The following is a 12,417-nucleotide window of genomic DNA, read 5'->3' on the forward strand; positions in this document are numbered from 1 at the left end:
CCGACACCCCGGGCTCATGCCCGCTCAATGAGGAGAAACCATGATGAAGAGACTGCCCGCATCGCTCGCCCTCGTCGGAGCCGCAGCACTTCTGCTCGCGGGTTGCGGCGCTGGAGGAGGATCCGATGCCGCTCCCGAGGAGATCACGTTCGACGAGGACACATCGGCCAAGATCAGCTTCTCGTGGTGGGGAAACGAAGACCGCGCCGCTCGCTTCGAAGAGGTCGTGGCGCTCTTCAATCAGCAGTACCCGAACGTCGAGGTGGTGCGGAATTTCAACGCCTGGGGCGACTACTGGACCGCCCGCAACACCGAAGCGGCGGGGAAGTCGCTTCCCGACGTGGTGATGATGGATGCCGGCTACCTCGGCGAATACGCCAGCAAGGGTCTGCTCGCCGATCTCTCGCCCTACCGCGACTCACTGCTGCCGCTCGACGGCGTCGACGACCAGGTGCTCGGATCTGGAACGGTCGATGACGAACTCGTCGGCGTCCCGCTGGGCACGAACGCCTGGTCGATGATGTACAACAAGGACATCCTCGACTCGTTCGGTATCGACTATCCGACCGACGACATGACCCGGGACGAGTTCAACGACTTCGTCCTCGAGGTCAACGCGGCCGGGGCGTCATCCGAACCCCGGATCTACGGGGCGGAGGACTACACGGGCGGCCTTCCGAACTTCATCTACCACCTCATGCAGGACGGCAGTCCGGTCTTCGAGGAGAACGGTGCGCCCGCGTTCGACGAGAACGATGTGATCGAGTACCTCGACGGTGCCGCCGATCTCCGCGAGGACGGCGACTTCTACCCCGTCGAGCGCAGCGTCGCCCTTTCGCCCAGCGGGGGCTTCCTCGCCGGTGAGACGGCGATCTGGTTCAACTTCTCGACGACGGTGCTGCAGGGCATGACGGATGCCGGCACCGAGAACATCGGCATGGTGCAGCCGCCGCTCGAGAAGGGCCAGGACGAGCACGTGCTCGCACCCAAGCCGAGCATGCTCCTGAGCGTGGCGAAGAACTCCGACCAGCAGCAGGCCGCTGCCGCCTTCGTGAACTTCCTCACCACCTCGCCCGAGGTCGCGAAGATCTTCGGCACCTCGCTCGGCACCCCGCCCACGGAGGCCGGACGCGAAGCGATCGATCAGACCGCAGCCGACACCGTCAACCTCGACTACCTCGCGTCCATCGACGATGAGCTGACCGCGAGCTACCCGATCCTGCCCGCGGGCTACGGCACCATCGAGGCCAAATGGGGCGAGCTGCACGAGCAGCTGCGGTACGGCGATCTGACGACGAAGCAGTTCGCTCAGGAGTTGTTCTCCGAGATCTCCCTGGTGCTGGGCTCCTGATCGCTCCGCACGACCCTGCCGCACGGCCGAGCCGCCGGACCGCAGGAGAAAGGAACATCCCATGACTGCTCCTGCAGCCGTCGTCCCGGTTCGTGCGCGCTCGACCGTGCGGGCCCGGCGCGAGACGCGTGCCGGCTACCTCTTCCTGAGCCCGTGGCTCATCGGGTTCTTCGCCCTGACCGCAGGTCCGATGGTCGCTTCGCTGGTGCTGTCGTTCACCGACTACAACCTGTTCAACGATCCCGAGTTCATCGGCGTGGACAACTACACGCGCATGTTCGCCGACCCCAACTTCCTGCAGGCGGTCAAAGTCACCGGCATCTATGTCCTGGTCGGAACGCCGTTGAAGCTCGCTGCGGCGCTCGGGGTCGCGCTGCTGCTGAACGCGCCACGGCGGGGCCAAGGGTTCTACCGGTCCGCGTTCTACCTGCCCTCGTTGATCGGCGGCAGCGTCTCGATCGCGATCGTGTGGAAGGCGATGTTCATCGACGACGGCATCGTCGCGCAGATCGGCTCGTTCTTCGGGGGGCCGCCGGCCTCGGAGGGCGGATGGGTGGGAGACCCGGCGCGCACGCTGCCGCTGCTCATCCTGTTGACCGTGTGGCAGTTCGGAGCACCGATGGTGATCTTCCTCGCGGGACTGAAGCAGGTGCCGCCGGAGCTGTACGAGGCGGCATCCGTCGACGGCGCGGGTCCGGTGCGACGGTTCCTCTCGATCACGATCCCGATGCTGTCGCCGGTGTTGTTCTTCAACCTGCTGCTCGAGACGATCCACGCCTTTCAGGTGTTCAACTCGGCCTACATCATCTCCAACGGCAGCGGCGGACCCGCAGGTTCGACGCTTTTCTACACGCTCTACCTCTATCTGCGCGGATTCCGTGACTTCCAGATGGGTTACGCCTCGGCGATGGCCTGGGTGCTGGTGGTCGCCGTCGGCTTGGTCACGCTCATGCTGTTCCGCACATCGCGGGCGTGGGTTCACTATGCGGGGGACGAACGATGACCAACACGATCACTCAGACGGAGCTCATCACGACCGACCCGTCGTCGCGGCGACGCGGTCGCGGCGACGCGGGAGGGCGGCGTTGGGGCACGCGGGGGAGCGCGGTGGTCTTCCACCTGCTCGCGATCGCCGTGCTCGTCGTCATCCTCTACCCGGCGGCGTGGATGGTGATGTCGTCGTTCAAGCCGGGCAACGAGATCATCGGCTCGGTGAGTCTCGTGCCGGAGACCTTCTCGCTCGACAACTACGCCACGGCGTTCGCCGGGATCGGGGGAGTCTCGTTCTGGACGTTCGTCGTGAACTCGCTCATCCTCGCGGTCGCCTCGGTCGTCGGGGTGGTGCTCTCCTGTTCAGTCACGGCGTACGCGTTCGCCCGCATCCGTTTCCGCGGCAGCAAGGTGTTCTTCCTGTGCATGATCGCGACGATGCTCCTGCCGTTCCACGTCGTGATCATTCCGCAGTACATCGTGTTCAACCAGCTCGACATGATCAACACCTACTGGCCGCTGCTGCTGGGGAAGTTCCTCGCGGCCGACGCCTTCTTCGTGTTCCTCATGATCCAGTTCATCCGCGGTCTGCCCCGCGATCTGGACGAGGCCGCGCGCATTGACGGCGCCGGCCATGCGCGCACCTTCACCGCCGTCATCCTGCCCCTCATGCGACCCGCGCTCGTCACGAGCTCGATCTTCGCGTTCATCTGGTCGTGGAACGACTTCTTCGGGCCGCTGCTGTACCTGAAGGATCCGGGCATGTACACGATGCCGCTGGCTCTGCGCCTCTACGTCGACCAGACGTCGACCAGCGACTACGGCGCGCAGATGGCCATGGCGATCCTCGCCCTGGTGCCGGTGGTCCTCTTCTTCCTCGCCTTCCAGCGATACCTGGTGGCGGGCGTCGCGACGGAGGGGCTCAAGGGATGACCTCGGCGCGCAAGGCGGACGGATCGCCCGAGAGCCGCGCGGTCTTCGGCGGCTCGGGCGTCGCCGGGTTCGGCGAGATGTTCGTGGTCGGCATCGGGGTCGCTCTGCTTTCGCTGCCGCTCGTGACACTCGCCCCGGCGTTCGGTGCGGGGGTGCGGCACTTCCGCGCGCACCTCGACGACGAGCCCGACTCGATCGGTCTTCTCGCCACCCGGGGGCTCCAGGCGGTGCGTTCGGGCTGGTGGTTCGGCACGGCCAGCGTCGTGGTCATCGCGCTCCTCGTCCTGAACGCGATCGGGGCGGCCCAGGGGGTGCTTCCCGGCGGGGCGGTCTTCGCGATCATCAGCGGCGGCCTGGCGGTGGTCGTGGCCGTCGCGATGCTGCGGACCGCGGCGCTCTGGACGCCGGGCGCACGGTGGATCGACCTCTGGCGAGAGGGACGCGCGGTCGTGATCGACGACCCGATCGGAACGTCGCTGGTGCTGGTCGGGCTCGGGGTGAGCGCGACCGTCGTGTGGATGCTGCCGCCGCTCATCGTGATCGCGCCCGGGCTCGTCGTCGTGTCGCTCGTCGCTGCCGAACGCCGCCGCGCTGCGACATCATCGAGGAGGGCCGCGTAGGCGCGGCCCCGATCGGAGGAGAGCACGATGCAGTGGGATCTCGACGGCAAGGTCGTTGTCGTCACCGGAGCGGGCCGCGGCATCGGCCGCGCCATCGCCGAGACGTTCATGCGCGAGCGCGCCATCGTCGTCGCGACGGACATCGCCGAAGATGCGGTGGCTTGGGCCGACGACGCACGCCGCGATGCGGAACTCGATGGCGTCTCACTGGCGTGCGACGTGCGTTCGTCCGCTTCGGTGCAGCAGGCCGTGGATGCCGCGCTGAGCCGGTTCGGACGCATCGACGTGCTGGTCAACAACGCCGGCATCCTGGGCGACGGTCTCATCGAGGACGCCGATGCCGAGACCTGGAATCGCGTCTTCGACGTCAACGTCACCGGCACCTTCCGCACCTGCCAGGCGGTCATCCCCGCGATGAAGCGGCAGGGTGGAGGCCGCATCGTCAACGCGGCCTCGTTCGCGGCCATCATCCCCAGCGTCGGCGGGGCGGCCTATGCGGCATCCAAGGCCGCTGTCGTCCAGTTCACCAGAACACTCGCGGGAGAACTGGGTCCCTGGGGGATCACCGCGAACGCGTACGCTCCGGGGATGATCCCCACCGACATGAACGGCTTCGCCGACAAGCCGCACGATGAGCAGCGTCGCCTGCTCGACACGCTCACGCTACGGCGGTGGGGTGACCCGCGCGAAGTGGCGGACGCTGTCTGCTTCCTCGCGAGCGATGCCTCGCGCTACGTCACGGGCACCCTGCTCGATGTGAGCGGCGGCAAGTTCGCGACCCAGTTCCCGCAGCGGGCGTACGAGATGGCCGGCCGAGAATGACCGCGGCCGAGGCACGCGTCACGTGGATCACCGGCGCCGGCAGCGGAATGGGCCGGGCTGCCGCGCTGGCCCTGGCCCCCGACCGGCGTCTCGCGCTCAGCGGACGGCGTCAGGACGTGCTCGCGCAGACGGCGCGCGATGTGGCGGACGCGGGCGGAGAGGCCCTCGTGCTGCCGTTCGACGCCACTGACGCGGGGGCGGTGACGGAGGCTCGAGATGACCTTCTCGGCCGGTGGGGACGCATCGACGAGCTCGTCCTTGCCGCGGGCCTGAACTCGCCACGGCGGACGTGGGCGACGCAGTCGGTCGACGAGGTCGACCAGGTCATCGGTACGAACCTCCACGGGGTCATCCACGTGCTCGACGCAGCTTTGCCGGCACTCCGTGCCTCCGGCTCGGCCTGTGTGGTCGTGGTGTCGTCGATCGCGGCCTGGCGCTTCTCGCCCGTCGCCGGTGTCGCGTACAGCGCCAGCAAGCGCGCGCTCGCGGCTGTCTGCGAGACCCTGAACGCGCAGGAGTCCGCCGCCGGCATCCGGGTGTGCCACCTGTGCCCGGGCGACGTCGACACGGAGTTCCTGAGCCTGCGTCCCGAGGTGCCCGACGACGAAGCCCGCAAGCGGATGCTGACTCCCGACGACATCGGCCGCACGGTGCGCTTCGTGGTCGATGCGCCCCCGCACGTGCGCATCGACGAGCTGGTGATCAGTCCGGTCGCGCGCGGTTGAGGGTGCGCGGCTGAGCCGAGGTCCCAGTTCGGCCGGGTATCCAGGGCGGATTCCCGGCTGAAGTGGGACTTCGAGCGACTCGAGGCGCGAGACTGGGCCCATGTACTCGGAGGTGCGGTTGTCGGGCGCGGCGGCGCTGTGGTGTTCGGACCATAGCGCCGGGCATGCCGTCATCCCCGCGGACGGATGCGTCGACCTCATCCTCCGCGACGGCCGGGTCGACGTCGCGGGACCCTCGACACGCTGGCTCGAGACCGCGCCCGACGGCGCGGATGGGTCGACCGGTCTGCGGCTCGCGCCCGGCCGTGCCGCACACGTACTGCGAATCGACCTCGCCACGATCGCAGATCAGCTCGTTCCGCTCGACGATCTCGCCGCGGCCGGGCACGCACGCCGTCTGCGCGAGACGATGCTGCGAGTGGCGAGCCGGTCGGGGCGTCATGAGGCCGTATCGCGGATCGCCGCGCTCGGCGACGAGAGCGCACCCTGGATCGACGGCGCTCGCCGCTTCGCCTTCTATGCCGGCCCGGCCCGGGATGCCGCCGCGTCGCTCGGGATGTCGGAACGCACGTTCCGCCGGCGGATGCTTGCGACTTTCGGCTACGGCTACGCCACCCTGGTGCGCCTCGAGCGGGCCCGCCGCGCACAACGGATGCTGCGGTCCGGCTCTTCGATCGTGGATGCTGCAGCCGCGGCCGGCTTCGCCGACCAGCCGCACCTCTCACGCGAGTTCCAGCGCCTGGTCGGTCGCAGCCCCGCTCAGTTCGCGCTCAGCGCGGCGTAGAGGTCGACGGAGTTTCCGTCGGGATCGAGCAGGGTCGCGTAGCGCTGGCCCCAGACGGCATCCCACGGCGCCACGTGCCCAGCGAATCCAGAGGTGATCATCGTCGCGTACGCTGCGTCGACCTCGGCTGGCGTGCCCTTATCGAAGGCGAGCGCGATGCGGTGACCGCCCGACGCGGGCGTGTAGGCCGGATCGAACGAGCGGATCGTGTCGATGGTGTCCCACGCCAGCGCCGTTCCGTCGTCGAGCGTGGCGTCGACGTGAGGGCGGTCGTCCTGGCCCGCATCGATGTGAACGCCGAGGGCTCGATAGAAGGCCAGGGACGCCGCCATGTCCTTGGTCACGATTCCGATGAATCCGAGTGCGAGTGTCATGGGCCTCACCGTAGGGCCGGCCGGGCAGCCTCGTCGTGAACAAAACGGCCACCCTGTGCTCAGCCTGTTCGCGTCACGCCGGCCGGTCAGCGCATGGCGGCGAAGAGTCCGCCGATGAAGGCGATGACCGGACCGATGGCGCCGACCGTGACGATCAGCAGGACTACGACCACCGCCATCCACGGGACGCTCTTCTTCAAGCGCTGGCCGGGCGCGGCGACACCGGGCGGCGGGCGCAGCAGTCCCGGCGGCGGCGTGACGGGCAGCGCGGATGCGGCGCCGGCGGCCGCACCCGGTCCCGCCGTAGCCGGCCCCGCGGGACTCGGTTGCGCCGGTACGGCCGGCACCGCCCCCACACCGGACGCCGCGGGCGGCGCGAGCCGGTCGTCGCGCCAGCGCTCCCATTGCGCGAACTTGTCGATCATGGCGCCGACCGCACCGAACAGCCACGACCAGGTCGCGGGATCGAGCGTCGAGAAGTCGCGCTTTCCGTAGAAGAAGAGCCAGTCGTCGACGATCTCGACATCCAGTGCTGCGGCGTTGTCGACGAAGCGCGCCATGATGTCGGGCGTGAAGAGGTACAGCGCGTCGCGCTCGTATCCGCGCGGGCAGTAGAGGCGGAAGTACCGGTCGAAGTCGCCCTCGAGGGTCAGGTGCTGGTCGCGGTCGAACGCGACGGGGAGGTTCGAGCCGAACAGTCCGTTGTTGCCGAGGGCGTCGAGCACGATGTGCGGCAGGGGCGTCGACAGGTGCACCGCGACGTAGCCCCACGTGTGCGTCTGCTGGTTCTTGCCCGACCCGGTCGTGTAACGGTAGTTCGCGAACTCGACGAAGCGCGGCTGGTCGCCGCGGACGAGATTGGATGCCATCCGCCCCGACCCCTGCGAGAAGATCATCCCCGGCAGCGGGGGCTGGGGTCGCTGCGGCTCGAAGCTCATGCCGTTGGCCCGCGCGAACCGGTCGAGCCGGTACCAGACCGCGGCTTGCGCAGCGCGCTGCCGGCGGACGAAGAAAGGGATGAGCGCCGCGAGGGCGATGATGATGACGAGGGGGATGACGGGCGCCAGCGAGACCACCGCGCCGAAACCCGACTGCGTCCCGACGGCGAACACCAGGCCGCCGATGATGGCGGACAGGACGCCGCCGAACACGAGCACCACGAAGACGATGACGACGATGGCGATGATCACACCGGCGGTGCCCGACCCGCCGGGGAGCCGGCCGCTGTCGGCGAGCTGCTTGCGGAACGCGCGCGCCGTCGCGGGCGACACCGGCTCGAGCAGGGGTCGGGGGTCGAACGGAACGCTCATCGATTGACCTCGTCTGCTCCCCACGACAGGGATGCGTCGGCCGGAAGGGGCAGGGCTTCGAGCTCCGGGGACCGGCAGATCGCGTTCACGAGCTCCCGCGAGCCCCCGACGATCGTCGAGTCGAAGTCGACTTCCGAGACCATGACCCAGGCGCGGTCCGCGGGCCAGAGCAGGCTCGGGCTCTGCGACGTCGGCACGGCTCCTATCGCCTCGGCGGCGAGGTCGCGCCACGGCATCCGCAGCTCCCAGTCGTCGTCGGCGAACTCGTCGACAGCGCCGCGGAACAGGACGAAAGCCCGCTCCGGCAGCCTCAGCCGTGGTCCTTCCGAGATCTCGCGCGACAGGATGCCCTCCTGCCACGTGCGCTTGCGGAAGACGCTGTTGAAGCGGTCGCCGATCGACGACCCGAGCATGCGGTTGTGGCGGGCGAGGGTCGCGTCGTCGGGGTCGCCGGGCTGGAAGACCGTGCGCGACGGCGCGCGTCCGAGGTGCCCGAGCAGGCCGCCCCGGCCTTCCCAGAGGCCCGCGGTCACGTCATCCGGTGTCGACGTGTGCCTGATCAGCTCACGCGCGAGAACCGCCATGCGGTGCGGGTCGAGCTCGCCTATTCCGGGTGCGGCGAACCAGCGGCCGTCGGGCGCGCTGCGCTGGTTCGAGCCGAACTCGGGCGAGCGCACGATCGAATCCCACTGCGCCAGCGGATGCAGCGTCGTCCCGAAGGCGGCGGCGGTCTCGGCCCACGTGGCGGGATCGGTCACGAGGTCTGCCGTCACCTGCTGCGACTGCTGCCACGGCATCTCGACCCACGCGTCGAACGGGGGGAGGCGTTCGCCGCTCTCGCGTGACTGGACGGATGCCGGATGCAGGATGCGCGCGTACGCCTCGAAGCCCCGCGGCACGACGTCGTGGAACGTCCCCCGCCACGGATCGTCGACGCGTTCGCGCAGCCATTCGCCGGTCGAGACGTCCGCGGTCCACTCCATGCGCCCACGCTACCGGTAACCGGTCGGCGGGATCACGCGCGATCAGGTAAGCTGTTGTGGTTGTCCGACCTCGGTCGGGCACGTGCTACACACCCTCCTGCTTCCGGGAAACGCCCGGGAGCCGTTCTAGTCCGAAGGAGGTGGGTCAGTGACGCACACGTACCAGTACGAGCTCATGGTGATTCTCCAGCCCGAGATCGATGAGCGTCAGGTTGCTCCCAACCTTGACAAGTTCCTCAAGGTCATCACGAATGACGGCGGAACCATCGAGAACATCGACATCTGGGGCCGTCGCCGCCTGGCGTACGAGATCCAGAAGAAGAACGAGGGCATCTACGCCGTCGTCAACTTCACCGCGACGAGCGAGACCACGCAGGAGCTCGACCGCCAGCTGAAGCTGAGCGAGTCGATCATGCGCACCAAGGTCCTGCGCGCCGAGGAGGCCATCGCACAGGTCGCCGCCGAGAAGGCGCGCTCCGAGGCGAAGGCCGCTCGCAAGGCTGCCGCCCCCGCTAAGGCTGCGAAGGCGTAAGGCTCATGGCCGGCGAGACCGTCATCACCGTCGTGGGCAACCTCACGGCAGACCCCGAGCTGCGTTACACGCAGAACGGCCTGCCGGTGGCGAACTTCACGATCGCCTCGACTCCTCGCACCTTCGACCGTCAGGCGAACGAGTGGAAGGACGGCGAAGCGCTGTTCCTCCGCGCGTCCGTGTGGCGTGACTTCGCCGAGCACGTGGCGGGTTCGCTGACCAAGGGCATGCGGGTCGTCGCGACCGGCCGCCTGCGTCAGCGCTCCTACCAGGACCGTGAGGGCCAGAACCGCACCGCGATCGAGCTGGAGGTCGACGAGATCGGCCCCTCGCTGCGCTACGCGACCGCACAGGTCACGCGCGCCGCATCCGGCTCCGGTGGTGGTGGCGGCGGAAGCTTCGGCGGCGGTCAGCAGTCGCGCCCGCAGCAGCAGGTGCAGGAGGAGCCGTGGGCGACCCCGGGTTCTTCGGCTCCCGACGCGTGGAGCGCACCGGGTACCAGCGGCGCCTCCTACGGCGACGACACCCCGTTCTGAATCGGATTCCGGGTGCTGCGTGCAGCGGCATCCGATCATCACTCTCGTAAGGAAAAACAATGGCTGGAAAGGCAACCGGCGACCGCCGCAAGCCGCGGAAGGGCGCGAAGAACGCGGCCCCCGCGAAGGCGATCCGCGTCGGCGTCATCGACTACAAGGACGTTTCGACGCTCCGCAAGTTCATCTCGGAGCGTGGGAAGATCCGCGCCCGTCGTATCACCGGTGTCTCGGTGCAGGAGCAGCGTCTGATCGCCAAGGCGATCAAGAACGCGCGCGAAATGGCGCTCCTGCCTTACGCCGGCGCTGGCCGGTAAGGAGCACCGACATGGCAAAGCTGATTCTCACGAACGAGGTCGCCGGGCTCGGAAGCGCCGGTGACGTCATCGAGGTCAAGAACGGGTACGCCCGCAACTACCTCATCCCCCAGGGCTTCGCTGTGGCCTGGACCCGCGGTGGCGAGAAGCAGGTGGCGTCGATTCGCGCCGCTCGCGACGCCCGCGCGATCCACGACCACGAAGAGGCCGTGGCTCTCAAGAACAACCTCGAGTCGAACAAGGTCAAGCTGTCGGTCAAGGCCGGCGCCGAAGGCCGTCTGTTCGGTGCGGTCAAGCCCGCCGACGTGGCTGACGCCGTCAAGACCGCTGGTCTGGGCGACCTCGACAAGCGCAAGATCCACATCACCTCGCCGATCAAGGCCGTGGGCGAGCACGAGGCGACCATTCGCCTGCGTGACGACCTCACCGCCGTGATCACCCTGCAGGTGGTCGCCGCCAAGTAATCCCTGGCGCACCGTACGGATGCCGCGGACCTTCGGGTTCGCGGCATCCGTCGTTTTCGGGTGCGTGCCGCGGGCCGGGATGCAAGGTTTCCGGGCCGACACCTCGAGAACGGATGCCGAGCCCCGGGGTGTCGGTGCAGATCCCTTGCATCCCGGTGCGGTGGTGTGCGCGTCGGCGAGGTGCCCCGCGGGCAGGCCGGAGCGGATGCCGCAGGCCGAGGGCCCGCGGCATCCGCTGTGTCCGAGACTGACTCCTGTCGGGATCAGACCGTGGCGCGACGGCGCAGAGCGACGAGGACGAGCCCCATCAGCGTCAGCGCCAGGGCGCCGATGCCGAGAGCCACCGGGGTCTCACCGCCCGTCTTGGCGAGCATCAGCGGGCGAGCCGACGCTGCCGAAGCCGACGTGCCGACCACAGCGGTGTCCGTCATGCTCGACGTGGTCGGAACCGCGGGGGCTTCGCCGTTGCCATCCGTGCCGGGCGTGGTGCCGGGGTCGGTTCCCGGGTCGGTTCCGGGGTCGGTTCCCGGGTCGGTTCCGGGGTCCGTGCCGGGGTCGGTTCCGGGGTCCGTGCCGGGGTCGGTGCCCGGGTCAGTGCCGGGGTCGGTGCCGGGGTCGGTTCCCGGGCCGGCCGGGGTGACGACCTCGGTGGTCGAGTCGCCGATCACCGAGATCGCGTTTCCGGTCAGCGAGATCGGGGCAGTGATCGGGAGCACCAGCTGGGTGCCGCCGAGGATGCTGTCCGAGCCGCTGGTCGACGCGCCGGGCGTGGTGCCCGTCGTGCCGCCGTTGCTGCCGGTGGTGGCGTCTCCGATGACGGAGATGGCGGTGCCGGTCAGGTCGATCGGTGCCGTCACGGGTGCGACGACCTGGGTGCCGCCGAGGATGCCGTCGGTGCCGTCGGTGGTTGCCTCGGGCGTGGTGCCCGTGGTGCCGCCGCCGTTGCCAGCGGTGTTGTTGCCGGTGGTGGTGTCGGTGGTGGCGTCTCCGATGACGGAGATGGCGGTGCCGGTCAGGTCGATCGGTGCCGTGACCGGTGCGAGCACCTGGGTGCCGCCGAGGACGCTGTCCGAGCCGCCGGTCGACGCGTCAGCCGTCGAACCGCCGTTGCCGGCCGTGTTGCCGCCGGTGGTGGTGTCGGTGGTGGCGTCCCCGATGACGGAGACGGCGGTGCCGCTGACCTCGATCGGTGCCGTCACCGGGGCCACGACCTGGGTGCCGGAGGCGACGCCATCCGACCCGTCCGTTTCGGCAGCGGGTGCGGGAGCGGGCTGCGCCGGAGCGGGAGCCGACTCGGCGGGTGCGCTGCCGCTGTCCGTCGACGACGTGCTGTCGCCGACGACGGCGACGGAGGTGCCCTCGACCGTCACGGGCACGGAAACGCTGATGAGCGCCTGCGACCCCGAGCCGACGCCGTCCGAGCCGCTCGTCGAGCCGCTGGGCGCCGGTGCCGATTCCGGTGCACTCGAGCCTGACGTCGAGCTGTCCGCATCACCGAGGACGGCGACCGATGTTCCGCTGACCGTGATCGGAGCGTCGACGGAGACGATTCCTTGGGTGCCCGAGAGCAGCCCGTCCTCTCCCGTGGTGTCGGCCGCGTGGGCGACCGATGCGCCGAGGATCGTGATCCCCCCGGCGACGAGCGTGCCCCAGATGGCACGCGAGACGATGGTGTTCAT

Annotated in this window: 15 protein-coding genes; 11 read left to right on the forward strand and 4 right to left on the reverse strand. The window is 69.0% G+C overall.

Annotated features, from left to right (window positions below):
* Positions 1-40: 40 nt before the first annotated feature.
* From ACI2K6_RS09455 to ACI2K6_RS09485, 7 genes are all read left to right on the forward strand, one after another.
* A complete protein-coding gene (locus ACI2K6_RS09455) occupies positions 41-1,351 on the forward strand; it encodes an ABC transporter substrate-binding protein (RefSeq protein ID WP_404568469.1) in 1,311 nt (436 codons plus the stop codon).
* Positions 1,352-1,412: 61 nt separating this feature from the next.
* The gene (locus ACI2K6_RS09460; protein ID WP_274179147.1) at positions 1,413-2,354 is read left to right on the forward strand and encodes a carbohydrate ABC transporter permease; all 942 of its coding nucleotides are present in this window, start codon (positions 1,413-1,415) and stop codon (positions 2,352-2,354) included.
* Positions 2,351-3,274, forward strand: coding sequence for a carbohydrate ABC transporter permease (locus ACI2K6_RS09465; RefSeq protein WP_274179148.1), 924 nt, complete (start codon positions 2,351-2,353; stop codon positions 3,272-3,274). The genes ACI2K6_RS09460 and ACI2K6_RS09465 overlap by 4 nt, the downstream gene beginning before the upstream one ends.
* Positions 3,271-3,894, forward strand: coding sequence for a hypothetical protein (locus ACI2K6_RS09470; RefSeq protein WP_274179149.1), 624 nt, complete (start codon positions 3,271-3,273; stop codon positions 3,892-3,894). Before ACI2K6_RS09465 ends, ACI2K6_RS09470 begins: the two co-directional genes overlap by 4 nt.
* Positions 3,895-3,921: 27 nt before the next feature.
* On the forward strand, positions 3,922-4,716 hold the full coding sequence (locus ACI2K6_RS09475) for an SDR family NAD(P)-dependent oxidoreductase (protein ID WP_323986905.1): 795 nt from the start codon (positions 3,922-3,924) through the stop codon (positions 4,714-4,716).
* Positions 4,713-5,441: an SDR family oxidoreductase gene (locus tag ACI2K6_RS09480; RefSeq protein ID WP_274179151.1), complete on the forward strand. Its 729-nt coding sequence runs from the start codon at positions 4,713-4,715 to the stop codon at positions 5,439-5,441. Before ACI2K6_RS09475 ends, ACI2K6_RS09480 begins: the two co-directional genes overlap by 4 nt.
* 100 nt (positions 5,442-5,541) lie before the next feature.
* On the forward strand, positions 5,542-6,225 hold the full coding sequence (locus ACI2K6_RS09485) for a helix-turn-helix transcriptional regulator (RefSeq protein WP_323986901.1): 684 nt from the start codon (positions 5,542-5,544) through the stop codon (positions 6,223-6,225).
* Here ACI2K6_RS09485 and ACI2K6_RS09490 read toward each other — a convergent pair.
* The 3 genes from ACI2K6_RS09490 to ACI2K6_RS09500 all read right to left on the reverse strand — a co-directional run bounded on the left by ACI2K6_RS09490 (position 6,201) and on the right by ACI2K6_RS09500 (position 8,892).
* Positions 6,201-6,599: a VOC family protein gene (locus ACI2K6_RS09490; protein ID WP_282501723.1), complete on the reverse strand. Its 399-nt coding sequence runs from the start codon at positions 6,597-6,599 to the stop codon at positions 6,201-6,203. The genes ACI2K6_RS09485 and ACI2K6_RS09490 overlap by 25 nt on opposite strands.
* A gap of 86 nt (positions 6,600-6,685) precedes the next feature.
* Positions 6,686-7,909 carry a hypothetical protein gene (locus tag ACI2K6_RS09495; RefSeq protein WP_323986899.1) on the reverse strand — a complete coding sequence of 408 codons (1,224 nt, stop codon included), beginning with the start codon at positions 7,907-7,909 and terminating at the stop codon, positions 6,686-6,688.
* On the reverse strand, positions 7,906-8,892 hold the full coding sequence (locus tag ACI2K6_RS09500; RefSeq protein WP_404568470.1) for a hypothetical protein: 987 nt from the start codon (positions 8,890-8,892) through the stop codon (positions 7,906-7,908). The genes ACI2K6_RS09495 and ACI2K6_RS09500 overlap by 4 nt, the downstream gene beginning before the upstream one ends.
* 175 nt (positions 8,893-9,067) lie before the next feature.
* On the opposite strand from ACI2K6_RS09500, the gene rpsF reads away from it, so the two are divergent.
* Genes rpsF through rplI form a run of 4 tightly spaced genes read left to right on the forward strand, consistent with a single transcriptional unit; the run spans position 9,068 to position 10,738 of the window.
* Complete coding sequence (gene rpsF / locus ACI2K6_RS09505; RefSeq protein ID WP_036305492.1) at positions 9,068-9,424, forward strand: 30S ribosomal protein S6; 357 nt, start codon at positions 9,068-9,070, stop codon at positions 9,422-9,424.
* Positions 9,425-9,429: 5 nt separating this feature from the next.
* On the forward strand, positions 9,430-9,960 hold the full coding sequence (locus ACI2K6_RS09510; protein ID WP_023953543.1) for a single-stranded DNA-binding protein: 531 nt from the start codon (positions 9,430-9,432) through the stop codon (positions 9,958-9,960).
* Between the two features lie 59 nt (positions 9,961-10,019).
* Positions 10,020-10,274, forward strand: coding sequence for a 30S ribosomal protein S18 (rpsR, locus tag ACI2K6_RS09515; protein ID WP_023953545.1), 255 nt, complete (start codon positions 10,020-10,022; stop codon positions 10,272-10,274).
* Positions 10,275-10,285: 11 nt separating this feature from the next.
* Positions 10,286-10,738: a 50S ribosomal protein L9 gene (gene rplI, locus ACI2K6_RS09520; protein WP_023953547.1), complete on the forward strand. Its 453-nt coding sequence runs from the start codon at positions 10,286-10,288 to the stop codon at positions 10,736-10,738.
* A gap of 263 nt (positions 10,739-11,001) precedes the next feature.
* Here the strand turns inward: rplI and ACI2K6_RS09525 are convergent, their stop codons facing one another.
* Complete coding sequence (locus ACI2K6_RS09525) at positions 11,002-12,417, reverse strand: chaplin family protein (protein WP_404568471.1); 1,416 nt, start codon at positions 12,415-12,417, stop codon at positions 11,002-11,004.

This window comes from Microbacterium sp. NPDC006705 (assembly GCF_044903545.1).
Taxonomy (GTDB): Bacteria; Actinomycetota; Actinomycetes; order Actinomycetales; family Microbacteriaceae; genus Microbacterium; species Microbacterium plantarum.

Coding starts and splice junctions, on each gene's coding strand:
- ACI2K6_RS09455 (WP_404568469.1), top strand. CDS start 41: ATGATGAAGAGACTGCCCGCATCGCTCGCCCTCGTCGGAGCCGCAGCA.
- ACI2K6_RS09460 (WP_274179147.1), top strand. CDS start 1,413: ATGACTGCTCCTGCAGCCGTCGTCCCGGTTCGTGCGCGCTCGACCGTG.
- ACI2K6_RS09465 (WP_274179148.1), top strand. CDS start 2,351: ATGACCAACACGATCACTCAGACGGAGCTCATCACGACCGACCCGTCG.
- ACI2K6_RS09470 (WP_274179149.1), top strand. CDS start 3,271: ATGACCTCGGCGCGCAAGGCGGACGGATCGCCCGAGAGCCGCGCGGTC.
- ACI2K6_RS09475 (WP_323986905.1), top strand. CDS start 3,922: ATGCAGTGGGATCTCGACGGCAAGGTCGTTGTCGTCACCGGAGCGGGC.
- ACI2K6_RS09480 (WP_274179151.1), top strand. CDS start 4,713: ATGACCGCGGCCGAGGCACGCGTCACGTGGATCACCGGCGCCGGCAGC.
- ACI2K6_RS09485 (WP_323986901.1), top strand. CDS start 5,542: ATGTACTCGGAGGTGCGGTTGTCGGGCGCGGCGGCGCTGTGGTGTTCG.
- ACI2K6_RS09490 (WP_282501723.1), bottom strand. CDS start 6,599: ATGACACTCGCACTCGGATTCATCGGAATCGTGACCAAGGACATGGCG.
- ACI2K6_RS09495 (WP_323986899.1), bottom strand. CDS start 7,909: ATGAGCGTTCCGTTCGACCCCCGACCCCTGCTCGAGCCGGTGTCGCCC.
- ACI2K6_RS09500 (WP_404568470.1), bottom strand. CDS start 8,892: ATGGAGTGGACCGCGGACGTCTCGACCGGCGAATGGCTGCGCGAACGC.
- rpsF (WP_036305492.1), top strand. CDS start 9,068: ATGGTGATTCTCCAGCCCGAGATCGATGAGCGTCAGGTTGCTCCCAAC.
- ACI2K6_RS09510 (WP_023953543.1), top strand. CDS start 9,430: ATGGCCGGCGAGACCGTCATCACCGTCGTGGGCAACCTCACGGCAGAC.
- rpsR (WP_023953545.1), top strand. CDS start 10,020: ATGGCTGGAAAGGCAACCGGCGACCGCCGCAAGCCGCGGAAGGGCGCG.
- rplI (WP_023953547.1), top strand. CDS start 10,286: ATGGCAAAGCTGATTCTCACGAACGAGGTCGCCGGGCTCGGAAGCGCC.
- ACI2K6_RS09525 (WP_404568471.1), bottom strand. CDS start 12,417: ATGAACACCATCGTCTCGCGTGCCATCTGGGGCACGCTCGTCGCCGGG.